Genomic DNA, 26,742 nt, shown 5'->3' on the forward strand with positions numbered 1-26,742 from the left:
ATGAAAAAAATCATTACTTATTTTATTAAATATCCCGTTGCTGTAAATGTAATGATTCTTGCATTTATTATTTTTGGAGCAGTTGGTGCAATCAGCATGAAATCTTCGTTTTTTCCGCTGGTAGACTCGCAACTTATTCAAATAAGTTTAGCGTATCCTGGTGCCTCACCAGCAGAAATGGAAGAAGGTGTTGTTTTAAAAATTGAAGACAATTTAAAAGGAATTGTAGGTGTAGAAAGAGTAACATCTGTTTCCAGAGAAAACTCTGCAAGTGTAAATATCGAAGTAGAAAAAGGTAAAGATATAGATGTTGTTTTATCTGATGTTAAAAATGCTGTAGATAGAGTTCCGTCATTTCCCTCTGGTATGGAACCCGCAGTAATTGCAAAGGTAGAAAGCATAAGACCAACAATAAGTTTTACGGTTAGTGGAGAAAATGTTTCTTTAAAATCTTTAAAACAATATGCTAGAAATGTAGAAAATGATATTCGAGGAATCGAAGGAATTTCGCAAGTAGCAATTTCTGGTTTTCCAGACGAAGAAATAGAAATTTCTGTTAGAGAAAACGATTTACGTTCTTATAATATGTCTTTTACAGAGGTTGCAAATGCCATAAGAAACTCTAATATTTTAATTACTGGTGGTAACATAAAAACATCTGAAGAAGATTATTTAATTAGAGCAAGTAACCGTTCTTATTATGGTGTAGAACTTCAGAATTTAATAGTTAGAACATCTACAGATGGTAATATTATTCGCTTAAAAGATATTGCAAAAGTTAACGATACTTGGTCTGAAACGCCAGATAGGTTGTATTACAACGGTAATTTAGCAATTAATGTTACAGTTAGTAATACAAATAACGAAGATTTAATTAGTTCTGCAGATAAAATTAAAGAATACATTCATAAATTTAATCAGCAACAACAAAACGTACAGTTAAATATTTCTAGTGACGCTTCTATTACATTAAATGGTAGAACTAAATTATTAATAGAAAACGGAGTTGTAGGTATCTTATTGGTGTTGTTTTTCTTGGCATTATTTTTAAATTTAAGATTGGCAATTTGGGTAGCATTTGGTTTGCCTGTAGCGTTTTTCGGAATGTTTATTTTTGCGGCTCAGTTTGATGTGACAATTAATGTATTATCATTATTTGGTATGATAATCGTTATTGGTATTTTGGTTGATGATGGTATCGTAATCGGAGAGAATATTTATCATCATTATTACGACTTAGGAAAATCTAAAATAAATGCAGCAATTGATGGTACAATGGAAGTTATTCCGCCAATTGTATCTGCTATCTTAACTACAATTATTGCGTTTTCTACATTCTTCTTTGTAGATGGTAGAATAGGAAGTTTCTTTGGTGAAGTTTCTACAATTGTATTATTAACATTAACGGTTTCTTTGGTAGAAGCATTGGTAATTTTGCCTGCGCATATAGCACATTCTAAAGCTTTAGAAAGAAAAAGAGAAGAAAACGGAGAAGAGAAAAAAACCAATGTTATCGATACCTTCTTTACAAAAGTAAACAAGGCAGCAGATAGGTTGTTAATGAAATTAAGAGATACTTTTTACATGCCTTTTTTAAAGTTCTGTTTGCAAAACAAAATTTTTGCATTGTCTTTACCAATTGCGCTTGTAATATTTAGTATTATGGCCATGAATGCCGGTATTGTAAAACAAGCATTTTTTCCTAGAATAGCAAGTGATAGAGTTCAAATAACCTTAACAATGCCACAAGGTACAAACGAACAAATTACAGATTCTATAATTTCTTCTATAGAAGAAAAAGTATGGTTAACAAATACAGAATACACAGAAAAACAAACAGGTAATATATCTGTTGTAGAAAATGTTATTAAAAGAATTGGTCCGGGAAGTGCAAACGCAACTCTAACGGTAAACCTTTTACCTGGTGAAGCTAGAGATTTTTCGTCACCAGAAATTACAAATTCTATTAGCGATAAAGTTGGTAAAGTTTATGGTGTAGAAAGTTTAACTTTTGGTTCTGGTGGTAATTTTGGAGGAAGTCCGGTTGCGGTTTCTCTGTTAGGAAATAATATTAGCGAGTTAAAAGCGGCTAAACAAGAACTTAAACAAGAGTTAGAAAATAATGCACTTCTTAAAGATATTGCAGATAATGATCCTGCCGGAATTAAAGAAATTCAAATTACTCTAAAAGACAATGCATATTTGTTAGGCTTGAATTTGCAAGCAATAATGGCGCAAATTAGATATGGTTTCTTCGGATTTCAGGCACAAAGATTTCAAAGAGGTCAAGATGAAATTAAAGTTTGGGTTCGTTATGATAAAAAAGATAGATCTTCTATTAAGAATTTAGATGATATGCGAATTTCTACACCTTCTGGTACTAGAGTTGCGTTCTCTGAAATTGCAAATTATACAATTGCCAGAGGAGATATTGCAATTAATCACTTAAAAGGTAAAAGAGAAATTCAAATTACAGCAGATTTAAAAGATCTAGAAACAAGTGCAACAGAAATTTTAGATGATATAAAAGATAGGATAATGCCAGAAATAATATCTAAATATCCAACAGTTTCACCTTTATATGAAGGTCAAAATAGAGAAGCAAAAAAAACAACAGATTCGGTAAATGTTGTTGGACCTATTATTTTATTACTAATTTATATTGTAATCGCATTTACGTTCCGTTCTTACAGTCAGCCAATTTTATTAATCATCATGATTCCTTTTAGTATGATTGGTGTTGTTTGGGGACATTATTTTCATAATTTTCCAATTGGTATTCTATCATTCTTAGGAATTATTGCCTTGATAGGAATTATGGTAAACGATGGTTTGGTTTTAATTGGTAAGTTTAATAACTATCTTAAAGAAGGTATGAAATACGATGATGCTTTAATAGCTGCTGGTCAATCTCGTTTTAGAGCAATATTTTTAACGTCTTTAACTACAGTTGCTGGTTTGGCACCTTTATTATTAGAAAAAAGTAGACAAGCACAATTTTTAATACCAATGGCAATTTCAATTTCTTATGGTATTGCAATAGCAACTGTTTTAACGCTAGTAATGTTGCCTATTTTACTGTCTGTGTCTAACTCTATTAAAGTAAAGGCTAAATGGTTAAAAACCGGAGAAGCTGTAACAAAAGAAGAGGTAGAAAGAGCAATTATAGAGGCTAAGGTAGATGAAGAAGAAGAAACTCTTAAGATTAATTCAAAAGAAGAATAATATGATATTGGTAAGAAAAACAATATTAGTAGTCGTGTTTTTATCGACCTTACAAATGGTTTCTCAAGAAATTTTAACCAAAGAAAGAGCGTTAGAAATAACATTAGAAAATAATTTCGGGATTAAAATAGCTAAGAATAATATAGAAATTGCAGAGAACAACACAAGTATTTATAATACAGGTAAATTACCAACTGCAACTTTTAATTCTGGTGCAAATTATAGTAGAAACAATCAGAGTTTAATATTTACGGATAGAGATACTGGTGACGATTCTGAAATATCTGGTAATGGTGTTGTAGCAAAAACGTACAATGCTTCACTTGCAGTAAACTATACAATTTTTGATGGTTTTGGTCGTAAATATAATGTAGAGCAATTAAAAGAAACTTATAATTTAACCGAGTTGCAAGCTAGAGAAACTATAGAAAATACGTATTTGCAATTGTTTACAACTTATTTTCAAATTGCTCGTTTATCAGAAAACGCAGACAACTTAACAGAAGCACTTACCATTTCTAAACAGCGTTTACAACGTGCACAATATCAATATGATTATGGTCAATCTACCAAATTAGAATTTTTAAATGCGCAAGTAGATGTAAATAACGATAGTATTTCTTTAATTGCAGCAAAACAACAATTAAACAATGCAAAACGTGGTTTAAATGTTATTTTAGGTAAAAAAAACGATGTAAATTTTTCTGTAGAAACAGATGTTACTTATAACAATATGTTAAGTTTTAATGATTTAAAAAATAAAACATTAGAAAATAATTCACTTTTAAAACAGAATGAAAAAAATATTGCTATAAGTGAGTTTAATATCAAAATTAACAAAGCAAGTTATTTACCATCTTTAAATTTTAATGCTTCTTACGGGTATAATAGAACCAGAAACGAGAATTTGATCAATCCTTTTGGGGCAAAATTAATTACGTCTGATGGTTTAAATGCAGGTATCAATTTAACTTGGAATATTTTTGATGGAGGTGCAACAAAAACAAGAATTGCCAATTCTAAAATTGCATTAGAGAATCAGCAAATATTGTTAGAACAACAAAAAATAACTATAGAAAACAACTTAAAAAATACTTGGGAAAATTATCAAAATCAGTTATTTATTTTAAAAGCTCAAGAAACAAATGTTTTAACTACAGAAAATAATTTTAAAAGAACGCAAGAGCGATATAAGTTAGGACAAGTAACATCAATAGAGTTTAGACAGGCTCAAATAAACCTTATAAATTCTAAAACTGCATTAAATAATGCTAAGTATGATGCAAAATTAATCGAACTTCAATTGTTGCAATTAAGTGGTGATATTTTAAATGTAGACTTTTAAAACCTGATTTTTATCATAAATTTTAAAGTCCATAGTTTTTAGTTTTGTAATAAACTTAAAATTATGGGCTTTTTAAATTTTCCGCTAGTTTCTTGGGTAAACGGTACAATTATGATTGGTGTTTTCGCAATTGTAGTAATAGGTTTAATAGTAGCAATCTTTTTATTGATAAATTCTGATAAGAAAGTAAAATAAACAAACTTAAATCTTTAATAGGTTTAAAATACTTTACGTAAAATCATTTTATTATTTTTATTCTCTTTTAAAATTTATAAAATGGCAAACGATTTAGCTACTAATTTTGGATATCTTTTTGAAGATAGTTTAATACAAGAAATTACAGAAATAGGTGTTTCTAAAACTTTTAAAGCAGAATCTACAATTATAGATCGTGGAGATTACATAACATCTATGCCGTTATTACTTTCTGGAGCTATAAAAATTTTAAGAGAAGATGACAAAGGCGAAGAGTTAGTTTTATATTATTTAGAGAAAGGAGATACTTGTGCAATGACATTATCTTGTTGTATGGGGCAAACAAAAAGTAAAATAAGAGCGGTAGCAGAAACAGATGTAGCGTTAATAATGTTGCCAAAAGAAAAGATGACAGCATGGTTAAGCTCATACAAGTCTTGGCAATCTTTTATTTTGCAGAGTTACCACAATAGGGTAGAAGAACTTCTGCTTGCAGTAGATACTATTGCTTTTTTAAAGATGGATGAACGTCTTTTTAAATATTTAAAAGATAAAGCTATGGTAACACATAACGATGTTTTAAAGGTTACGCACAAGCAAATTTCCGAAGACTTACATACATCGAGAGTTGTAATTTCTAGATTGTTAAAGCAATTAGAAAATGAGCATAAAATAGAGCTTCATAGAAACAGTATTAAAATTTTAGAACTTTAATAAAAAAGCCCAATAAACTAATTTATCGGGCTTTTTTATTTAATATTATATTGTGGGGTTAACCTCTATATCTACTTCTGTTTCCGCCTTCAAATTTTTTACCAGCGCTGCCTAAACTATTAAATTTCCAGGTAAAAGATAACATGGCGTATTGATTTAAAACTGTACTAGAAGAATCTTGAATATAATCTTCTGTTGCAACTCTTCTTGCATTGGTATTTTGGTCTAAAATATCATAAACTTTTAAACTTATAGCACCTTGATCTTTTAAGATAGAATAACGCAAAGTTGTGTTCCAGAACCAAGCACTTTTTTGAAATCCATCTGCAATATTAGGGTTGTAATTATAGTTGATATCATTTCTCCATTCTAATTTTTTTGGTAAAAATGTTGCAGTTTGTATCGTAACATCATGACTTACAAAATTTCTATCCTCAAAACTTTCGATATCATATTTGTTATTATTGAATGAAATTGAATATTCTGGCCTAATTTGAAGTACTTTATCCCAGTTAAAATCAAAACCAATTCTTGGCGAAATAGTAGCTGTTTTACTAGAGTATTGTATGCCATTATTAAAGTTGATGTTTTTATTATAGTTACCAAAAACTCTAAATTCTGTTCTTAAACTTCCAAAATCTTCCCATTTTTTTGTTGTGCTATAACTACCACCACCTCTAATACTATAAAAACCGTCTACATTTGCATACGTAGTTTCTCTAATTAAAGAGTTAGGATCTATAATAGTTTTTGCAACAACTCTATCATTTGTAAATGTAAGGCTAGCAAAAGACCAAAATCCAGTTCTTTTTTGCCAGTTAAAGTTAGAGGCTCCAAAGTTTAAAGAATGCGTTTTAGAAGGTGTTAAAGAAGGATTACCTGTTACAATATTTAAAGGATTAGATTCATCTCTAAAAGGTTGTAATTGCGACAAACTAGGTGTGTTATTTCTAAAACGATATCTTAAACGATATCTACTACTTCTGCTTTCTCTAAAACGAACACCAAAACCATATTCTAAATTGTTAAAATCTCTTACTAAATTAGTCTCTGGTCTTAAAAAATCTACGTTTTCTAAAGTTCTATTTACTTGAGCTATTTCTGCTGATGCAGACCATTTATCATTTCTAAACTCTAACTCTAAACTTGGTCTTTTCGTTTTATCTAAATACTCGAAATCTGTACTTAATAAAGTACTAAAACTTGTAAAATCGTTAGTAGCTTGATCAAAATCGAAAGTACTACGTTTTGTTTTCGTTTTTGTATTGCCATATGCATAAGCAACATCTAAAAATAATTTATTAGCCATAATTGGTAAACGGTATGTAAATTCACTACCAATTTCTTTAACCTCTGTTTTTCCGTCAGAATATTGATTTCTGATAATTTGATCAGGATTAGAGCCATAAATGTTTGTTTCAGACTTTACAAAATCATCTGTTTTATTATCGCTAAAATTTGCTGTTACTTCCGCTCTTATAAAGGCACCTTTACTACCAAATCTTTTAGAAAAGTTAATTTCATTATCAAATTGATTTCTATCAGAATCTGCAACAGAATTTGTTTCAGAATCGTTGGTAAGTGTTCTATCATTATTTAAACTTTCTGAAATACTGTTAAAAGTGTTTGTATTTAAGTTCTTGTTAAAATCAGATTCAATATCTATTCTAAAAGTACTATCAATTTCAATTTCGAAATCGATACTTGCATCGTGGCTATCGCTTTCGTTTACAGAATTGCTATTAGAGTTTCTAAAAAAACTTTCACCGTTAGATAAAAACGTTTCTCTATTGTTAGAAGAAGTGTTTTTAGACTCACTGTTTTTGTAAAAATAATCTCCAGAAAATTCAAAAATTTTCTTGAACACGTTAATGTAATTTACACCATAATTATTTGATGTAATAATACCTTGTCCGCCACCAAAACTTCTATTATTACCACCAAAACGAAGTCTTTGATTACCAAAACTAAAACCTGGCGAGTTTATATTATTTCCACCGGCTAAAAGTCCTATTCGTTCACTTTGTTCAAAACGAGTTCCTAAACCAGCATACTCATAACGATCATCTGTACCTATACCCGCAGCTACTTTACCAAAATAACCTTTATTGTTTTCTTTCTTTATGGTTAAGTTTATTGTTTTATTTTCTCCATCAGAATCTTCGCCAGCAAATGCTTGTGCGTTGGTTTTTGTATCAGAAATCTGAATTTTCTCTATAATTTCTTTTGTTAAGTTTCTTGTTGTAATTGTAGGGTCGTTACCAAAAAAAGGTTTACCATTTACAAGAATTTTATTTACTTCTTTACCGTTTACAGTAATTGTACCTTCTGCATCTACTTCGACTCCTGGTAGTTTTTTAAGTAAATCTTCTACATTAGCATCTGCTTTTGTTTTAAATGATTTTACATTAAATTCTACCGTATCTTTTTTAATAGTAATTGGCGCAGAAGATCTAATAACAATAGCATCTAAAGTATTGGCAGATTTTAGATATAATGTACCAACGTTTTGATTTTTTACATCTATAATTTTAGAATATGACTCGAAACCAATAAAAGAAACTACTAACTTTAATTTAGAATCACCTGTATTAGAAACAATCTTAAAATCTCCTTTGGCATCTGTAATAGTATAAGAAACAATGCTACTATCTTTTAACCTTTCTACATGTACGGTTGCAGATTCTAACATTTCTTTATCTTCAGCAGATTTTATGATTCCGCTAATTGTAAAGTCTTTTTTTTGCGAATAGGTTAAAGATGTCGCTAAAAAAGCAATTAAAAGTAATATTTTTTTCATTTGAGTTTGTTAGTATTATTTTGCAAATATTTAACTAATAAGTAGAAGTTTTTGCCATTTAACAGAACTTTATGAATACTTTAAGGAAATTTAACGGCTTTAATTTCTGATGAGTTACTAATAGAAATTTTAAATGATCTTATTTAAAATGTACTTTTGTTAAACTAATAAAAAGAAGATTTTAAATGGATTTATCTGCAAGTGCTTGGGACAATAGATATATTAATAATGATATTGGTTGGGATTTAGGTAATGTTTCTCCTCCTTTAAAAGCATATTTTGATCAATTAGATAATAAAGAACTTAAAATTTTAATACCGGGTGGAGGGAATTCTTACGAAGCAGAATATCTTTTTAAACAAGGTTTTAAAAATATCGATGTAGTTGATTTATCTAAAACAGCTTTAAATAATTTACATAATAGATTACCAGAATTGCCGAATAATCAATTGATAAATTCAGATTTTTTTGATGTAAATGATACTTTTGATTTAATTATAGAACAAACTTTCTTTTGTGCTATTGCACCAGATTTAAGAGAAAAATACGCGGTTAAAATGAAGGAATTATTAAAACCAAAGGGTAAATTAGTTGGTGTTTTGTTTAATGTTCCGTTAAATGAAAATAGACCTCCTTTTGGTGGAAACTTAGAAGAATATTTAAAACTTTTTTCTTCTCATTTCAAAATAGACATTTTAGAAAAGTGCTATAATTCATATGAAAATAGGCAAGGTAGAGAGTTATTTGTAAAATTGCTAAAGGATTAACTTTACTATTTTTATTTATTCTAAATAAATACTTATATTTGCAGTATAATTTTTTAGATTATGATTGTTTTTTACACAAATACTGCACCAACAATTCAGTTAAAGCAAGAAGTTGCTTGTAATTCTGTTTGTTCTTCAAGTTGTATTAAGCCAAAAAATAAATGCTGTAATAAATATAAAAAGAAGGGAATCAATTGTAAAAGATGCCCTCATGTTTTATTAGCGAAAGCCTCTTAATTATTTAATTTCTTTAAAGCTAAAGGTAAAATTCTTTGTATAAATTTTGTGTACGCCAATTCCGAAAGATGTAAATTATCTGATGCTACCAAATTAGGATTTGTTAAACCTTCACGAGAAATATCAGTTATATTTACATAAGTAATATTATTTTTAGTACAATATTCTTCTATAAACTTGTTGTAATTGTCTATTTGCTTTGAAATATCAGTATTATCTTTAAATAATGGTGTAAAAGAATAATCGGGTATAGAAATAACAATTAACTTATTTTTCTCATCACCAATAGCTTTTATAGCAGTATCAACTAATAAAGGAAATTCTTCTTCGAAGACAGCCATATTACTAAATCTATATTGATTATTTACGCCTATTAATAAAGTCGCTAAATTATAATCATCAGAAATATTTTGAGAATTGATTGCATTAATTAGGTCTGTAGTTGTCCAACCAGTTCTAGCAATAATTTTAAGATCAATTGTAGATCCTTCGGGATATTTTTTTAGCAAACTATCTTTTAATTGAGACGGATATCTACAAGTTTCGCAAACGCTTTGGCCAATTGTATAACTGTCACCTAAAGATAATATTTTGAAGTTTTTTGTATTTGAATTGTTTACTGAAGTCGAATCTACTTCTGCATCAATAACAACTACTTCGTCTTTAATTTCATCAATTTCATCAATTTCTTCAATTGTTTCTATTTGATCATTCATACTTCCGCATGAAACAAGAAACAGACAAAAACAAATAAAAATACTTAGAATAGGCTTTTTCACCTTGTTTTTGTCTGAATATTAATGTAAACCTTACAATTTGAGTAGGTTATTTAAATGCATTAAAGCCAGTAATATCTAAACCTGTTATAAGTAAATGAATGTCGTGTGTACCTTCATAAGTAACAACACTTTCTAAATTCATCATATGACGCATGATAGAATATTCTCCAGAAATTCCCATTCCACCTAACATTTGTCTTGCTTCTCTGGCTACTTTTAATGCCATATCTACATTATTACGTTTTGCCATTGATATTTGAGCAGAGGTTGCTTTGTCTTGATTTTTTAAAGTTCCTAATCTCCAAGCCAACAATTGTGCTTTTGTAATTTCGGTAATCATTTCTGCTAACTTTTTTTGTTGCAATTGAAACTGACCAATTGGTTTGCCAAATTGAATTCTTTCTTTACAATAACGAAGCGCGGTATCATAACAATCCATGGCAGCACCAATTGCACCCCAAGCAATACCGTATCTTGCAGAATCTAAACAACCTAATGGCGCGCCCAATCCAGATTTATTTGGTAATAAGTTTTCTTTAGGCACTTTAACATTATCAAAAATTAATTCTCCTGTAGATGATGCACGTAAAGACCATTTATTATGTGTTTCTGGTGTAGAAAAACCTTCCATACCTCTTTCTACAATCAAACCATGTATTCTGCCTTCTTCATTTTTTGCCCAAACAACTGCAACTTGAGCAAACGGAGCATTCGAAATCCACATTTTAGCTCCATTTAATAAATAATGATCGCCTTTATCTTTAAAGTTGGTTTCCATTCCTGCAGGGTTAGAACCGTGATTTGGCTCTGTTAAACCAAAACATCCCATCCATTCGCCAGAAGCTAATTTTGGTAAATATTTATTTCTTTGCGCTTCATTTCCGTATTTAAAAATAGGATACATAACTAAAGAAGATTGCACAGAAGCAGTAGATCTAACTCCAGAATCTCCGCGTTCTATTTCTTGCATAATTAAACCATAAGAAATTTGATCTAATCCAGCGCCACCATATTCCTCTGGAATATAAGGACCAAAAGCACCAATTTCTGCCAAACCATTAATAATTTGTTTAGGAAACTCTGCTTTTTGTGCATAATCTTCTATAATAGGAGATACGTCTCTTTTAACCCATTCTCGAGCTGCATCTCTAACAAGTTTGTGCTCTTCTGTTAATAAATCGTCTAAATTATAATAATCTGGTGCTTGAAATAAGTCGGGTTTCATATATTTAAATGTGTGATTTTAAACAAATTTATAAATTATTGTTTAATATTTAACAATCAATAATTAAAACAATTATTAATTTTTAGCTAAAAATACACAACTTTTTTAAAGTTAGCCGTTATAAATTGTAAAAAGTAGTTGTTTTCTATTAAGTTTGTATAGATGAAAAATACTTTAGGAAAACAAGAGCGTTTAAAGAGTAAGAAATTAATAGAAAAGCTGTATTCGGAAGGGAATTCTGTAAAAACTTTTCCTTTAAGATTAATTTATGTGCAAACAGAACATACGTCAGATTTTCCTTGTCAAGTTGGGTTTTCTGTAGCTAAAAGAAATTTTAAATTGGCTGTGCATAGAAATAGATTAAAACGTTTGCTTAGAGAAACCTATCGTTTACAAAAAGAGATCGTATATGATAATTTAGACAAGCCGTATGTTTTTATGATTTCGTATATTGGTAGAGAAGAAGTTAAATACGAAGAATTGTATTTAAAAATGGAGAAACTGCTAACATTATTTGTTAATAAAGTAAAAGATAAAGACGATGAAAAACTTTAAAATAAAAAAGAAAGCTATAATTATAGTGTTAATAGGTACCGTTTTTTTAACCTATTCATTTAAGTCTAAGTTTTTTGAAGTTGCAAAACAAATAGAAATTTACAATACATTATTTAAAGAATTAAATATGTATTATGTAGATGAAATAAATCCGGCAGAACTTACCAACAGAGCAATTAAAAACACTTTAAAAGATTTAGATCCGTATACAAATTTTTACAACGAACAAGATGTAGAAACAGCAAGAATTAGAAGAGCTGGTGAATATGGTGGTATTGGTGTATCTGTATATTACACAAAACAAGGAATAGAAATTAGCGAGGTGTACAAAGGTTATTCTGCTGATAAAGCAGGATTAAAAGCTGGTGATGTAATTGTAGCTGTAGATAATCAATCGATTAAAAACATGAACAGAGAGCAATTGTCTATGTTTTTAAAAGGAACACCAAATAGCAAGTTTTCTGTTGAAGTTGTTAGACAAAATAAATCTTTTACTAAAGAAATTATTAGAGAAAAAGTAGTTGTAAATCCGGTTCCGTTTGCAGAAATGATTGATGAAGAAACAGGATATATTACGTTAACTCGTTTTAATGATAAGGCTTCATCCGAAGTAAAAAAAGCTTACAGAAAATTAAAAAAACAAGGAATGAAAAAACTTGTTTTCGATTTAAGGTATAACCCTGGAGGGTCTTTATTAGAGTCGATTAGAATTTCTAATTTCTTTTTACCGAAAGGGAAAAAAATAGTGAGTACAAAAGCGAAAATCAAAAAATGGAGTAACACATATACCTCAAAAAATGAACCTTTAGATTTAGAAATTCCTATTGTGGTTTTAATTAACGAGCGTTCTGCATCGGCATCAGAAATTGTAAGCGGTTCTTTACAAGATTATGATAGAGCTGTAATTATGGGTAAAAGATCTTTTGGTAAAGGTTTGGTGCAACGTTATAGAGAGTTAACTTATGGTACACAGTTAAAACTTACCATTTCTAAATATTATACACCAAGCGGACGATGTATACAAGAGTTAGATTATGAAAATAGAGATCTTGAAACGGGTAAAATACCAAAGTTTTCTGATAAAGGAATTAATGCTTTTAAGACAGCTAACGGTAGAACCGTTTATGATGGTGGTGGCGTAATGCCAGATATAGAAATTAAAACTTCAGAAAAGAATGAAACAACAGATGCTTTAATTGAATCTAGAGCAATTTTTAATTTTGTTACAGATTATTATTACAATAATTTAACATCTAAAAGTTTAGAAGATTTTAAATTTAGCAATAAAGAGTTTAATCGTTTTACAGAATTTTTAAAGGTAGATACAACATTTACAACAGTGCAAGAATCTTTGTTTAAAAAAGCATTTTTAGCATCGAAAGAAAATAATGTTTCTTCGGAATACAGCAAGATAAAAGAAAAATTAGCGGATGATAAAATTAAAGAAATCTCTAAAAATAAAGATATTATTATAGCACTTTTAGAGGCAGAAATTTTAGAAAGATACTTCTATAAAGAAGGTGTTTACAAGTATAATTTAGAAAATGACGAAGCTATTTCGCAAGCAGTAGCGTTGTTAAACAACCCAACCCAATACACACAAATACTATCAGGTAAATAGTTTTATATTTGTGAAGTAAATTAAGATATGTCAGAAATTAAAAAAATAACAAGAACAAGAGCGCAAGAGTCTACAAATGCAATTGAGAAATTATATATTTCTATGCGCCATTTATTTAGTAGAGGTTTTTATAAACCTATGGGTGTTTCAGGTGAAACATTGCGTAAATCTTTATTGCTTCTTAGACCAGAAATTTATGGTTCTATCGCAGAAGAAAGAATAGAGTTAAGTGGTTTAACATATGTAATAGAAAGATTGCCAGCTGGTATAGAAGAATGTCAGTTTATAAATTTAACTGCAGATGAAGGATATAAGAATTCTCATTTCGAAGCGATAATTCCGCCAAAAAGAAGAAGAAATTGTTACAGAATTGATAAAGATCAAATGAATATTGAGATTACCAGAGGAAGATCTGAAATCTACGATATTTTAACGCATTTAACGTTTCTTTTTATTGAGTCTCACAAAATCCAAGAAAGAGTTACTTTAAATGATGGTGAAGATTTTACTAGAGAATGGAAAAATTTAGAAGATATTGTTCTTCATCAGAAAGAAATTACAGAGAAAGAAAGAGAAGTTACCATTGTACATTTAGGTAATATTTTAGGTAGAACTTTTGATGAGGTTTCTAGTATTTACAATACATTTTCAACTGCAGAAAATCCGGATAGATTTTTTCAATTGATTTATTGGTTAGGTAAATTGGCAATAAATGAAGTTTTAGAAAATAATAAAAGAACAGTAACTTTTAGTTCTGTTTTGGTAGAAGAAATTGGGCATCATATTTATGGTGAAATTTGGGCAAATGATATAAAAAAGGTTTTAAATGATAATAAACTATTAGCAAGACCAATTCATATTATTAGCGCAAATATGCATAGTGTTTTAAACTCTGTGTATGCAAAAAATGCATTGCCAAAAGAAGCTAAAAACTTAAAAGGTTTTGAGTTGTATCAATTACTTAGTAATGCAGATAGTAAGCCGCTTCAGAAAAAAGTAAAAGATTTTGCAACTGCAAATGGCCTTATTTATTTAAAAGATACATCTGGTACAAATATTAATGTTCAAATAATTGATACAGCAAAAATAGATTTCGATATTTTATCGTTTTCTAAATTAGAAAAAGTAGAAGATAATGCTGTTATTGTAGTAATGGATTATGCTTTTGGTGAGCAAGCATTCGAAACTATGGATGAATTGCTAAAACCGTATACATGTAATAAAGGTGTGAAAACACATTTAGATGTAAAGTCTGTTTCTATAATGGGTAAAGCCGGAATTTTAGAAGGCGGAAAAGGAGATATAATGATACCTTCTGCACATATTTTTGAAGGAACAGCAGATAATTATCCATTTAAAAATGAATTAGCAAAAGAAGATTTAGAAGGTTTTGGTATCGAGGTTTTTGATGGTTCTATGATTTCTGTTTTAGGAACTTCTCTACAAAATAAAGATTTACTAAAATTCTTTCATGATTCTACTTGGAATGTTATCGGTTTAGAGATGGAAGGAGCGCATTATCAAAAAGCAATTCAATCTGCGTCTAAAATTAGAGGAAATATTTCTGAAAATGTACAAGTAAGATATGCATATTATGCATCTGATAATCCGTTAGAAACAGGTGCAACTTTGGCTTCTGGTGGTTTAGGTATGACAGGTGTAACACCTACTTACGCAATTACTCAAAAGATTTTAGAACAAATTTTTAACAGTTAAACTGTTTTTTAATAAGTAAAAATGGCAACAAATCAACAACCAAAAAACCATACTAATAATAACGAAGAAGAGGTAGATTTAGGATCTTTATTTGTAATAATTGGTAGAGGTTTTTCTAAGTTTTTTAATTTTATTGGAAGTATTTTTAAGGGGATTTTTCATTTCTTTATTTCTATCTTAATTTTCTTAAGAAGTAATTTTTTTAAAATAGCAGTAGCGGCAGTTATTGGCTTTACAATAGGTTTATTTTTAGAAGTCAAAAAAGAAGACACATTTGGGTCTACTTTACTTGTAGAACCAAATTTTGAGAGTGCTAGACAACTTTATAATAATGTAAATTTTTATAATGATTTAGTAAAGCAAAAAGATACTTTTAGAATTCAAAGCATATTTCAAATAGATAAAAAATCTGCGGCATCTTTAAAGAAATTCGAAATTGAACCGATTAAAAATAAAAGTGATATTATTAATTCTTATGACGATTTTATTAAATCTGTAGATACTACAACGGTTAAAAGTTACAAGTTTGAAGATTTTAAAAATTCATTTGAAGATTTAGATTATAAACTTCATGAAATTACGGTGATAGCCGCTAAAAATGATGTTTTTGATAAGTTAGGTAGTGTTATTTTACAATCTGTTACAGAAAACAAATACTTTAATAGAATTAAAGAGTTAACTAACGAGAATCTGAATAGAACAGATTCTTTACTTAGACAAAACTTAGGTCAAGTAGATTCTTTAAGAAGAGTTTATATGCAGGTGATGGTAGAAGAAGCTAAAAAGCAATCTAACGGAACAAGCATAGATTTAGGCGGAGAAAAAAGAACAACTAAAGAGTTAGAGTTATTTGAAACTAATAGAAAGTTAAACTCAGAATTAAGAAGTATTGTTGAGAATAAATCAAAAAAATACGAAGTTATAAATGTGATATCAGATTTTCAGCCGATTGGTTATGAAGTTAAAGGCGTTACCAAAAATTTAGGTTTTCAATTAGCAATTGCTTTATCATTATTGGTAATTTTAATTTTATTGATTCTTCAATTAAACACTTATTTAAATACTTATAAAAAGTAACTATGAAATCTATTTTAGTTACTGGTGGTGCGGGGTTTATTGGTTCTAATTTTATTCCTTATTATTTAGAAAAGAATAGTGATTGTAAAATCATTAATCTAGATTTACTTACGTATGCAGGAGATTTAGAAAATTTAAAGGAAGTAGAAAATCATCAAAATTATACATTTTTAAAGGGTGATATTTGCGATAGAGATTTATTAGAAAAGTTATTTGATAAATACAATTTTACAGAAGTAATTCATTTTGCAGCAGAATCTCATGTAGATAACTCTATTAAAAATCCAGATGCATTTGTAAGAACAAACGTTTTTGGAACGTTTAATTTGCTAGACGTGGCTAAAAATTATTGGATGGTTTCGCCAAATAAATATAGAGAAGAATTTAAAAATGCTAAATTTCATCATATTTCTACGGATGAAGTTTATGGTACTTTAGGAGAGCAAGGTTTGTTTACAGAAGAAACTTCATATGCACCAAATAGCCCTTATAGTGCATCAAAAGCGTCATCAGACTTTATGGTTAGAAGTTATTTTCACACCTACGGTTTAAACGTTGTAACTACAAATTGTTCTAATAATTATGGTCCAAAACAACACAATGAGAAGTTAATACCAACAATAATAAGGAAAGCAATTTCTGGAGAAAATATTCCTATTTATGGTGACGGAAAAAACATTAGAGATTGGTTATACGTTTTAGATCATTGTAAAGGAATTGATATGGTCTTAGAAAACGGAAGAGTTGGAGAAACGTATAATATTGGCGGGAAAAATGAAAGAGATAATTTATATATAGCACATAAAATTTGTGATATTTTAGATGAAATTAAGCCAAAAGATAAATCTTATAAAGAGCAAATAAGTTTTGTAAAAGATAGGCCAGGTCATGATTTTAGGTATGCAATTGATGCCTCTAAATTAGAAAAAGAATTAGGTTGGCAAGCTGATGAAAACTTTGAAACAGGTATTTTAAAAACCATTGAGTGGTATTTAAAAAAATATAATTAATATGAAAGGAATAGTTTTAGCAGGAGGTTCTGGTACAAGATTACATCCACTTACATTGGCTGTAAGTAAGCAGTTAATGCCTGTGTATGATAAACCAATGATTTATTACCCTATTTCAACTTTAATTTCTGCAGGAATTAGAGAAATATTAATTATTTCTACTCCGGAAGACTTACCATTATTCAAAAAATTATTAGGCAACGGAAATCAAATTGGTTGCAGTTTTAAGTATGAAGTTCAAGAAAATCCAAATGGTTTAGCAGAGGCATTTATTATTGGAGAAAAATTTATTGGTAAAGACAAAGTTGCTTTAATTTTAGGAGATAATATTTTCTATGGATCAGGTTTATCGAACTTATTAAAAGCAAATAACAATCCTAATGGCGGAATTGTTTATGCATATCATGTTAATGATCCAGAAAGATATGGCGTTGTAGAGTTTGATGAAAACCTAAAAGCAATTTCAATAGAAGAGAAGCCAAAAATACCTAAATCTAGTTATGCAGTTCCAGGTATATATTTTTACGATAATGATGTGGTAGAAATTGCTAAAAAAATTAAACCGAGTAAAAGAGGTGAATTAGAAATCACAGAAGTGAACAACATGTATCTTCAAAAAGGAAAACTTTCTGTAGAAATTTTAGATAGAGGTACAGCTTGGTTAGACACCGGAACATTTAACTCTTTAATGCAAGCAGGTCAATTTGTACAAGTAATTGAAGAAAGACAAGGTTTAAAAATAGGTTCTATAGAAGAAGCTGCTTTTAGAGCTGGTTTTATAAATAAAGAACAACTTATAAATATCACAAAACCATTGCTAAAAAGTGGTTATTCTAATAATTTATTAAAATCATAATGAAAGTAATTGAAACTTATTTAAAGGGTTGTTTCGTTATAGAACCACAAGTTTTTGGTGACGAAAGAGGAAATTTCTTACTAGAATTTAATAAAAAGGAATTTCAAGAAAAAACTGGTTTTAAAGGAGATTTTGTTTTAGGAAATCAATCTACTTCTCAATATGGAGTTATTAGGGGTTTGCACTTGCAAAGAGGAGAATTTGCACAAGCTAAGTTAGTAAGAGTTGTTAAGGGTAGAATTTTGGATGTAGCTGTAGATGCAAGAAAAAACTCAGTAACATATGGTAAAGCGTTTTCAGTAGAACTGTCAGGAGAAAACAATAAACAATTATTAGTTCCTAGAGGCTTTTTACATGGTTTTTCGGTACTAGAAGATGATACTATTGTGTCTTATAAATGTGATAACTATTACAAACCTGAGGCTGAAGATGGAGTGCTTTATAATGATAAAGATTTGAATATTGATTGGAAAATTGATGTAAATAAAATTATTCTTTCTGAAAAAGATTTAAAGTTGAAGTTTTTTTGTAATTTTTAAATTATGAAAGTTAAAGGAAATAAAAATACTTCTCTTGACCAGAATTTCTTAGAATTAATAAAAAAAGGTGGTATAAACTTTATATTTTATGGTTTAAATCTTGCAATTGTTTATTTGATTGGCATTTTTATAACTAAATATTATGGTGCTGCAACATATGGTAGGTATTCTATAATTAAGGCTTTAATTTTGGTTATTATTATTTTTAACACACTAGGCTTAAATACATACGCAATTAAATTGTCATCAAATAAAAATCACTATGAGAATGGATTTTTTAAAAGTAATTTTATATTAAAATCATATAAGATTATATTTTTTGTATCATTAATTTTTTCATGTATTATCTTTTTTTTAAAAAAAAATGTAGCTATTCAGATTTTTGGTGATAAAAACTTAGAAATTTATTTTCAGTATTTCCCTTTGATTTTAATACTTTCAGTTTTTTTAAATTACAATAGCAATGTATTAAAAGGTCAAGGTAGGGTTTTATCTTTTTCATTTGTGAGTTCATTTTGTAATAATTTTATTTTTATTGGTCTAATTCTATTGATTTTTAATTATTATTCTTCAAAAGAGCTATATATAATTTTAAGTCTTTTATTTAGCTTTTTTATTGCTTTAATTATATCAATAACAAAAATATTTCCTTTAAAATTTTATAAAGAGGTTAAAAGTATTAGAACAAAAAATATTCTAAGGGAAAGTTTTCCAATGATGTTGAGTTCTTCAATGATTTTCATTATTTTTTCTCTTGATACACTAATGTTAGGTTTTTTTGATACGAGTGAAAATGTAGGGGTTTACCGTATTGTTACTCAGGTTTCTAGTTTAAATGCAGTTTTTCTAATTATTTTAAATTCTATTGTAGGTCCTAAAATATCAAATTTTTATTCTGATTCTAATTATGATGAGATTAAAAAAGTAGTTATTAATGCTTCAAAAATTATTTTATTTATAACATTACCAGTATTAATATTTATTTTATTTTTTTCGACGGAAATTCTACTTTTTTTTGGTGAAGAATATTTAAAAGCAAAAAATTCAATTTTAATTTTATCTATATGTCAATTTTTTTATGCAATATCTGGTTTTGTAGATTTAATATTAAATATGACTGGTAAGCAAAAGGTTTTTAGTAAAATAACTATGTTTTCTGCCTTGGTAAATATAATCCTTAATCTTATTCTAATTCCAATTTATAGTATTGATGGTGCTTCAATTGCGACAGGTTTTTCAATTTTAATAACTAATATTTTAGGTGTTATATACGTAAAAAGAAGTTATAATTTTTTACCTATTTATTTGCCTTTTATAAACAAAACAATTAATGAAAATTAGTATAGGAGAAGCTAAAAATATCAAAAATATAACGTTTGTTATTTTCGTTGTCTTCTGCATACAATTTACAGAACTAAAATTAGATGTAATAAAATTATCAGAACTACTGCTGTTAATTTTAACTCCATTTCTTTATTTAAGAAAAACTATTAATAAATACAGTTTGTTGTTTTTGGGTTTATTTAGCTTTTGGTTGTTAGTGACATTAGTTCTTAATAGTTTTAGAGATTTTTATTTATTAGAAAACGTTTCTATTTTAAAAAGACCTTATTTTATAAATATTGGTAGGTTTTTAGAATTATTATCTTGCGTAAATTTAGCTACACTTGTTTACCTTTTTTTTAAGAATAAAAAGAGAGGAATATCTTTAATTTACATTAAATATATTTTTAGAATTTGCTTGTTATTTACTATTTACAATGTATTAACTTTTGGATTATTAAAGTTTAATATAATTGAAGATAGTGTTTTATTATATTATGATCATGGTATTAGATTGAATGGTGGTTATGTAGAAGGCGGACCTTATGGTTTAATGCTTAGTTTTACATTTATATTAACATTTCTATTTAAAAGTAAATGGCATTTTATTAATAGAATGTTTCTAATAATTGTAATATTTTTTCTCGCAAGATCTAAAGCAGGTTTGGTTTTAATTATAAGCTGGTATATTCTATTTTATTATAAGAGAATGTATGCAAAGCTAAAAGAATTTAATATTGTAATTATATTAATTGGAGGCATACTAATATCAATAGTTATCGCTAAATTAGGAAAAGATTATATTGATGATATAGTAAATGTTAGGAGAGAAATGAAGGAAAGGTCAACAGATGTAAATTTAGTGATGGGAAGAATTGCCGGATTATTTATATTTCCAAAGATGGTTGTAGAAAACCCTATATTAGGTATAGGTTTGGGTAACTATCCAATTATTAGAAACAATCCTAAATACTTGGGTTTTGTGCCTAAAAGTCCCAAAGGTAAAACGGATGCCCATGGTTATGGTGGTTTAGTGCAGTTGTTGGTCGACGGCGGAATCGTAATGTTATTTTTATTTTTGTGGATAATTTATAGTTTATTTAAAAATCTTAGAAATGATGAAAGAGAACTAGAAAATTACTTAATAATATTTTTGTTATTTTTTGTTTTTGGAGTTCAGATATACTTTCTTTACCCTTGGATTTTAATGGGTTTATTAATGTCTATTGCTAATAAAAGAAATGAAGAAAAAGAAGATAGTTGTAGATGCTAGAATGATTAATGATTCTGGTATAGGAACTTATTTAAAAAATGTGATTCCTTATTTAATACCAAAATATGATTTGGTGCTTTTGGGTAATCAAAAACATTTATACAAATATGAAAATAAATTAAGAAATAATATCGTTAAATTTACTGCTAATATTTATTCTTTCGAAGAACAAATTTATTTGCCTTTAGTAATACCAAAGTGCGACATTTTTTGGTCTCCCCATATCAATGTGCCTATATTGCCAATTAGGGCTATAAAGCAAGTAACAACAATCCATGATATTAATCTTCTAGCATTTAATAATAATTTTAGTATACTTAAAAAAATGTATGCAAAACTATTATACAAAAATGCAGTAAAAAAAAGCCATCAAATAATTACTGTTTCTAATTTTTCAAAAAGTGAAATATTAAAATATTTAAAGGTTGATGAGAAAAAAATTAATGTAATTTATGGTGGAGTAAATAAACTTTTCTTTAAAAAAAGTACTCTAAATTTCGAATTGCCTAAAAACTATTTATTATATGTAGGTAATGTAAAGCCACATAAAAACTTAATTACGCTACTAAAATCTTACAATAAATTACCTTTAGATATAAAAAAAGTATTTAGTTTAGTCGTTATTGGGAAGAAAGAAGGTTTTATAACTCCTGATAAAAAAGTATTCAATTTTATTGATAAAAATAACCTAATTAATAATGTTATATTTACAGGCTATGTAGAAGATAAATATTTACCATATATTTATCAAAAAGCCAAAATGTTTGTTTTTCCTTCTTTGTATGAAGGTTTTGGATTGCCAATTTTAGAGGCTATGGCTTCAAAAACTTTAGTTTTATCTTCTAATTTAACTAGTTTGCCTGAAGTATCTTTAAACAATGCTTTATATTTTAACCCTTTAAATATAGAAGAATTAAAAGATTTAATTGTAAATGAAATATATAATGATAATAATAAAAAGATTGAATTAGCTTATAATCATTCTAAAAAATTTACATGGCAAAAATCTGCAGAAGAACACATAAAAATTTTTGAAAAAGTAATTTAATTTCATGAAAGCTTTTAATTTAAAAAAAAATGCATTTTATATTTTAGTATTGATTTCAATGTTCCCGTTGCTACCAAAGGCAGCAGAAAGTATATTGATGATATTGTTTTTTTTAGTTTCATTAATCGTTTTTTTTAAAAATAAAAACTATTGTAATAAAGTTACTTTAATTCAGGTACTTACATTGTCATCTCTATTTATAATTTATCTAATTTCTTCATTATACAGTAAAAATTTATTAGAAGCTTTTAATTTTATTCTAAGAGTAGCTCCAATTTTTTTATTCGCATTAACTTTAGGATTTTTAAACCCAATACTTACAAAGAAAAAAAAGAAATTTTTATTAAACATATATGTTTTTTCAGTTTTTTTAGCCCTTTTAATAGTTCATATATATTTAAGTTTTAATGTTTCTAGAGAAATAACTTCATGGGAATATAGAAATGCTTTCGAAGAATATACAAAAGTACATGGGACCTATTTTTCTTTATGGACAGGTTTTGCAGTATTAATAATGCTAAACAAAATATGTAATTTAAAATTTAATAAAATAAATTTTAGAATAATCTTACCGTATGCATTAGTATTATTTTATTGTATTTATTGGCAGTTTATAATCGCTGCAAGATTACCTTTATTTGTCACATTGCTTTTATCTTTTGCATTAATATTAAAACAATTTCAAAAGCGAATAGCCATCTTAATTTTTTTTACAGCAATTACCCTAGCGTTAGTAATTGGTGTTGTCAATTTAAATTCTATAAAGAATAAAATAGATTTTAAAATACCACAAGGAAAATATGAATTAAAGCATGATGTAATGACGAGTGAAGATATAAGAGCTGGTATATACTTTTGTTCCTATAAAATAATTAAACAATCAATATTATATGGCATTGGCATTGGAGATGTTAATGACAAGTTAGATAAATGCTATGAGAGTGAAATTGATAGTGATGTTTATCAAGTTTTTCATTATAATTCACATAATCAGTACGTACAGGTAATTTTAGCAAGTGGTTTATTAGGGTTGTTGTTTTTTTTGTACAATCTATTTATTTTGTTAAAATTGTCAATTAAAAAGAATGATAATTTGTTTTTTGCATTAAATATGTTTTTAATAATATGCTTTTTTACAGAAAATATATTGAGTAGGCATGATGGTGTTATATTTTATAGTTTTTTTACAACTATATTTTATTTTAACAAAGAGGTTTGATGAGGGTAGCTATCGTACATTATTGGTTTATTACTAGAAGAGGAGGAGAGAAAGTTGTAGAATCTTTGTTAAAATTGTATCCTGAAGCAGATATTTATACTCTTTTTTATGATAAGGATAAATACGGAGATCACTTGAAAAATCATAACGTTTATACATCTAAATTAAACACGTCATTTTTTAGAAAACATTATCAAAAGATATTTCCTCTTTATCCCTTTGCAGTGAAATCTTTAAAATTGAAGCAAGATTATGATCTAATTATTTCATCAGAATCAGGGCCAGCAAAAGGTATTTCAATAAAAAATAAAGCCAATCACATTTGTTATATTCACAGCCCAATGAGATATTGTTGGGGATTTACAAATGAATACTTGGCGGCTATAAACCCTGTCTTAAGACCTCTTGCGAAATTCTTTTTTAGAAAACTGAAGAATTGGGATTTAAAAACCGTGAATAATGTTGATCTCTACATTGCGAATTCTAATAATGTGGCAGATAGAGTAAAAAAATATTATGGTAAAGTTGCAGAGGTTGTTTATCCACCAATTGAAACTAAATTATTTAAAAAAACATTAATTCAAGATGTTGAAAAAAAACATTATTTAAGTTTCGGAGCCCTAACACCTTATAAAAAAATAGATTTATTAGTAGATACTTTTAATATTAGTGGCGATAAATTAATTATTATTGGTAATGGCTCAGAAAAAGAAAGCCTGGTAAAAAAAGCTAAGCCTAATATAGAATTTAAAGGTTTTGTAGAGGATGGTAAATTACAAGAATATATATCTACATCTAAAGCATTACTTTTTCCTGGTGAAGAGGATTTTGGAATGATACCGCTTGAGGTTATGTCTTATGGAGTGCCAGTTATAGCTTTTAAAAAGGGTGGAGCCTTAGAAACTGTAATAGAAAACAAAGGAGATTATTCTAAATCATCTGGTGTTTTCTTTAAAGATCAAACAATTGTTTCTTTACAAGAGGCTATATTTAATTTTGAAAACGTGCAACATAAGTTTGATCCTTATTGGATTAGAAAACATGCTGAAGGTTTTGAGGAGAGTAAGTTTTTGTATAATTTTAGTAATGCAATTAAAAGATAAAAAAATTGAAAAAGAGATTTTCCTACTTAATTAGACCTTTACAAATTCTATTAGATATAATAATTATTAATTTAATTGTTTATCTAGTTTATGATAAAGAGTTCCTGAATTTTTCTTTTTTATCCTATATAACTTTCTTTTGGTTAATCTCTAGTTATTCTTTTGGGTTCTATAAAGTTTACAGGTATACAAGTTACTTAAGTGTAATTACACTTTTGGGTAAACAAATTTTATTTTTTGTATTGGGTTATTTTGCTTATTTCGGAATATTTAGAGAAGGAGATGTTGTTAATAATCAGTTTGTAATTCTAACATCAATTACCATTTCCATATCAATCTTAAAAATTTTATGGCTGTTTGCACTTAAAAAATATAGATCTTTAGGTAAGAACTTTAGAACGACAGTTGTATTGGGTTTCGATGAATCATCAAAAAATATTATGAAACTTTTTAAAAGTAAATCTAATTTAGGCTACAAGTTTTTAGGTTTCTTTTCTGATAAGAATTATAAGAATAGTGAATACTTAGGTAAATTAGAATCTGTTTATGATTTTACCAAAAAAAATATGGTAGATGAAATTTACTGTTCACTTTCTTCATTAACCGATAATCAAATAAAAGAAGTAAACAAGTTTGCCTTAGAGAAGAAAATTGCTCTAAAATTAATTCCTAATGCCACAGAATTGTATAGTAAGAATCAAACGATACATTACTATGACGATGATTTGATGGTTTTAAATGTTAATAAATTACCATTTGAGTTTACAGAAAACTTCTATATTAAAAGGGTCTTTGATATTGTGTTTTCTTTATTTGTTTGTGTAACTGTATTGTCTTGGTTAATACCTATATTATGGGTTTTAGTCAAGTTAGAATCTAAAGGGCCTTTGATTTTTAAACAAGGTAGAGAAGGTATAAATGGAGAAGAATTTATTTGTTATAAATTTAGGTCTATGAAACTTAATAAGATTGCAGATAAAGTGCACGCTACTAAAGGAGATGTAAGAGTTACCAAAATTGGTGCTTTTCTAAGAAAAACTAGTCTAGATGAATTGCCTCAATTTATCAATGTTCTTTTTGGCGATATGAGTGTTGTTGGCCCAAGACCACACTTAGAAAGTTTGTCATTAGAATATCAAAAAGAGGTAGATGATTATTTAAAAAGACATATTGTAAAACCAGGTATTACAGGTTTGGCGCAAATAAGTGGTTATAGAGGCGAAATTAAGAAAAAGTCTGATATTAAAAATAGAGTACGTTTAGATATTTTTTATATAGAAAATTGGTCTTTCTTTTTAGATATAAAAATTATAATACAAACTGTTTTAAATGTATTTAAAGGAGAGGAAAAAGCATATTAATGAAACCAAGATTCAAAATAACTGCTACTATTGTTCTCTACAAAGACAATTTAAACACTTTAAAACAAACAATTAAAAGTTTTTTAGAAACTAATTTATCTAAAAAACTTTTTTTAGTAGATAACAATCCTACAGATGTTTTGAAATCAGAATTTAACCATGCAGATGTAGCATATATTTTTGTTGGTAAAAATATAGGTTTTGGTAAGGCTCATAATTTGGTTTTAGATAAAGTCGACTCAGACTTTCATTTAATTTTAAATCCAGATATTCAATTCACTAAATTGGTGTTAACAAATCTAATTAATGTCTTAGAGAAGTTACAAGAGGTTTCATTTATAAGTCCTAAAGTTGTTTATTCTAATCAAGAAAATCAATTTATTTGCAGAAAAAACCCAACGCCTTTCGATTTAATTAATAGAAGATTAAAGCTCTCTAAACAAAAGATTTTCGAAAACGAGTATAGAAGTAAAGATTTGTTAGAACCCTTTTCTCCTGAATTTATACACGGTTGTTTCATGCTTTTTAAAACAAAGGAGTTTGTAAATTTAAAAGGTTTTGATGAGCGTTATTTCTTGTATATGGAAGATGCAGATATCTGTAGAAAAGTATATCAATCTGGTAAGAAAATATATTATTATCCAAAAGAAATTATAACGCACACGCACCAAAAAGGTTCTTCAAAAAAGACGAAACTATTTTTTTATCATCTTTCTTCTGCAATAAAGTATTTTTTAAAGTGGGGAATTTAGTT

General features: G+C 27.8%; 22 protein-coding genes. 19 read left to right on the forward strand and 3 right to left on the reverse strand.

Annotated features, from left to right (window positions below; translation table 11 throughout):
• The 4 genes from ACYPV9_RS02600 to ACYPV9_RS02615 all read left to right on the forward strand — a co-directional run bounded on the left by ACYPV9_RS02600 (nt 1) and on the right by ACYPV9_RS02615 (nt 5,479).
• Nucleotides 1-3,225: an efflux RND transporter permease subunit gene (locus ACYPV9_RS02600; RefSeq protein ID WP_459741497.1), complete on the forward strand. Its 3,225-nt coding sequence runs from the start codon at nt 1-3 to the stop codon at nt 3,223-3,225.
• Nucleotides 3,182-4,570, forward strand: a complete 1,389-nt coding sequence (locus ACYPV9_RS02605) for a TolC family protein (RefSeq protein ID WP_459741498.1) — start codon at nt 3,182-3,184, stop codon at nt 4,568-4,570. The genes ACYPV9_RS02600 and ACYPV9_RS02605 overlap by 44 nt, the downstream gene beginning before the upstream one ends.
• 63 nt (nt 4,571-4,633) lie before the next feature.
• On the forward strand, nt 4,634-4,765 hold the full coding sequence (locus tag ACYPV9_RS02610; RefSeq protein WP_299062440.1) for a hypothetical protein: 132 nt from the start codon (nt 4,634-4,636) through the stop codon (nt 4,763-4,765).
• A gap of 81 nt (nt 4,766-4,846) precedes the next feature.
• Nucleotides 4,847-5,479: a Crp/Fnr family transcriptional regulator gene (locus ACYPV9_RS02615; protein WP_299062436.1), complete on the forward strand. Its 633-nt coding sequence runs from the start codon at nt 4,847-4,849 to the stop codon at nt 5,477-5,479.
• A 58-nt stretch (nt 5,480-5,537) separates the two neighbouring features.
• Here the strand turns inward: ACYPV9_RS02615 and ACYPV9_RS02620 are convergent, their stop codons facing one another.
• Nucleotides 5,538-8,279: an outer membrane beta-barrel protein gene (locus ACYPV9_RS02620; protein WP_459741499.1), complete on the reverse strand. Its 2,742-nt coding sequence runs from the start codon at nt 8,277-8,279 to the stop codon at nt 5,538-5,540.
• A gap of 185 nt (nt 8,280-8,464) precedes the next feature.
• On the opposite strand from ACYPV9_RS02620, the gene ACYPV9_RS02625 reads away from it, so the two are divergent.
• Nucleotides 8,465-9,046 (forward strand): methyltransferase domain-containing protein, encoded by a 582-nt coding sequence (locus ACYPV9_RS02625; RefSeq protein WP_459741500.1) that lies wholly within the window; start codon nt 8,465-8,467, stop codon nt 9,044-9,046.
• A 233-nt stretch (nt 9,047-9,279) separates the two neighbouring features.
• Here ACYPV9_RS02625 and ACYPV9_RS02630 read toward each other — a convergent pair whose 3' ends face one another.
• On the reverse strand, nt 9,280-9,999 hold the full coding sequence (locus tag ACYPV9_RS02630; RefSeq protein WP_459741501.1) for an SGNH/GDSL hydrolase family protein: 720 nt from the start codon (nt 9,997-9,999) through the stop codon (nt 9,280-9,282).
• 109 nt (nt 10,000-10,108) lie between these two features.
• Nucleotides 10,109-11,287: an acyl-CoA dehydrogenase family protein gene (locus ACYPV9_RS02635; RefSeq protein ID WP_459741502.1), complete on the reverse strand. Its 1,179-nt coding sequence runs from the start codon at nt 11,285-11,287 to the stop codon at nt 10,109-10,111.
• A gap of 162 nt (nt 11,288-11,449) precedes the next feature.
• Between ACYPV9_RS02635 and rnpA the strand changes: the two genes are divergently transcribed.
• Genes rnpA through ACYPV9_RS02705 form a run of 14 tightly spaced genes read left to right on the forward strand, consistent with a single transcriptional unit; the run spans nt 11,450 to nt 26,740 of the window.
• Entirely contained in the window at nt 11,450-11,842 is a 393-nt protein-coding gene (rnpA, locus tag ACYPV9_RS02640; protein ID WP_299062422.1) for a ribonuclease P protein component, read from the forward strand.
• Nucleotides 11,829-13,463, forward strand: a complete 1,635-nt coding sequence (locus tag ACYPV9_RS02645; protein WP_459741503.1) for a S41 family peptidase — start codon at nt 11,829-11,831, stop codon at nt 13,461-13,463. Before rnpA ends, ACYPV9_RS02645 begins: the two co-directional genes overlap by 14 nt.
• A gap of 27 nt (nt 13,464-13,490) precedes the next feature.
• Nucleotides 13,491-15,179 (forward strand): DUF6909 family protein, encoded by a 1,689-nt coding sequence (locus ACYPV9_RS02650; protein WP_459741504.1) that lies wholly within the window; start codon nt 13,491-13,493, stop codon nt 15,177-15,179.
• A gap of 21 nt (nt 15,180-15,200) precedes the next feature.
• Nucleotides 15,201-16,256: a hypothetical protein gene (locus tag ACYPV9_RS02655; RefSeq protein WP_459741505.1), complete on the forward strand. Its 1,056-nt coding sequence runs from the start codon at nt 15,201-15,203 to the stop codon at nt 16,254-16,256.
• A gap of 2 nt (nt 16,257-16,258) precedes the next feature.
• Nucleotides 16,259-17,266 carry a dTDP-glucose 4,6-dehydratase gene (rfbB, locus tag ACYPV9_RS02660; RefSeq protein WP_459741506.1) on the forward strand — a complete coding sequence of 336 codons (1,008 nt, stop codon included), beginning with the start codon at nt 16,259-16,261 and terminating at the stop codon, nt 17,264-17,266.
• A gap of 1 nt (nt 17,267) precedes the next feature.
• Nucleotides 17,268-18,122 carry a glucose-1-phosphate thymidylyltransferase RfbA gene (gene rfbA, locus ACYPV9_RS02665; RefSeq protein ID WP_459741507.1) on the forward strand — a complete coding sequence of 285 codons (855 nt, stop codon included), beginning with the start codon at nt 17,268-17,270 and terminating at the stop codon, nt 18,120-18,122.
• On the forward strand, nt 18,122-18,661 hold the full coding sequence (gene rfbC / locus ACYPV9_RS02670) for a dTDP-4-dehydrorhamnose 3,5-epimerase (protein WP_459741508.1): 540 nt from the start codon (nt 18,122-18,124) through the stop codon (nt 18,659-18,661). The genes rfbA and rfbC overlap by 1 nt, the downstream gene beginning before the upstream one ends.
• Before the next feature lie 3 nt (nt 18,662-18,664).
• Nucleotides 18,665-20,002, forward strand: coding sequence for an oligosaccharide flippase family protein (locus ACYPV9_RS02675; RefSeq protein ID WP_299062402.1), 1,338 nt, complete (start codon nt 18,665-18,667; stop codon nt 20,000-20,002).
• The gene (locus ACYPV9_RS02680) at nt 19,992-21,257 is read left to right on the forward strand and encodes an O-antigen ligase family protein (protein WP_459741509.1); all 1,266 of its coding nucleotides are present in this window, start codon (nt 19,992-19,994) and stop codon (nt 21,255-21,257) included. Before ACYPV9_RS02675 ends, ACYPV9_RS02680 begins: the two co-directional genes overlap by 11 nt.
• Nucleotides 21,226-22,305 carry a glycosyltransferase family 4 protein gene (locus tag ACYPV9_RS02685; protein ID WP_459741510.1) on the forward strand — a complete coding sequence of 360 codons (1,080 nt, stop codon included), beginning with the start codon at nt 21,226-21,228 and terminating at the stop codon, nt 22,303-22,305. The genes ACYPV9_RS02680 and ACYPV9_RS02685 overlap by 32 nt, the downstream gene beginning before the upstream one ends.
• 4 nt (nt 22,306-22,309) lie before the next feature.
• A complete protein-coding gene (locus ACYPV9_RS02690) occupies nt 22,310-23,524 on the forward strand; it encodes an O-antigen ligase family protein (RefSeq protein WP_459741511.1) in 1,215 nt (404 codons plus the stop codon).
• Complete coding sequence (locus tag ACYPV9_RS02695) at nt 23,524-24,627, forward strand: glycosyltransferase (RefSeq protein ID WP_459741512.1); 1,104 nt, start codon at nt 23,524-23,526, stop codon at nt 24,625-24,627. Before ACYPV9_RS02690 ends, ACYPV9_RS02695 begins: the two co-directional genes overlap by 1 nt.
• A 5-nt stretch (nt 24,628-24,632) precedes the next feature.
• Nucleotides 24,633-25,988, forward strand: coding sequence for an exopolysaccharide biosynthesis polyprenyl glycosylphosphotransferase (locus ACYPV9_RS02700; protein WP_459741513.1), 1,356 nt, complete (start codon nt 24,633-24,635; stop codon nt 25,986-25,988).
• On the forward strand, nt 25,988-26,740 hold the full coding sequence (locus ACYPV9_RS02705) for a glycosyltransferase family 2 protein (RefSeq protein ID WP_459741514.1): 753 nt from the start codon (nt 25,988-25,990) through the stop codon (nt 26,738-26,740). Before ACYPV9_RS02700 ends, ACYPV9_RS02705 begins: the two co-directional genes overlap by 1 nt.
• Nucleotides 26,741-26,742: the final 2 nt, after the last annotated feature.

The sequence above is a fragment of the Polaribacter sp. OB-PA-B3 genome (assembly GCF_054589375.1).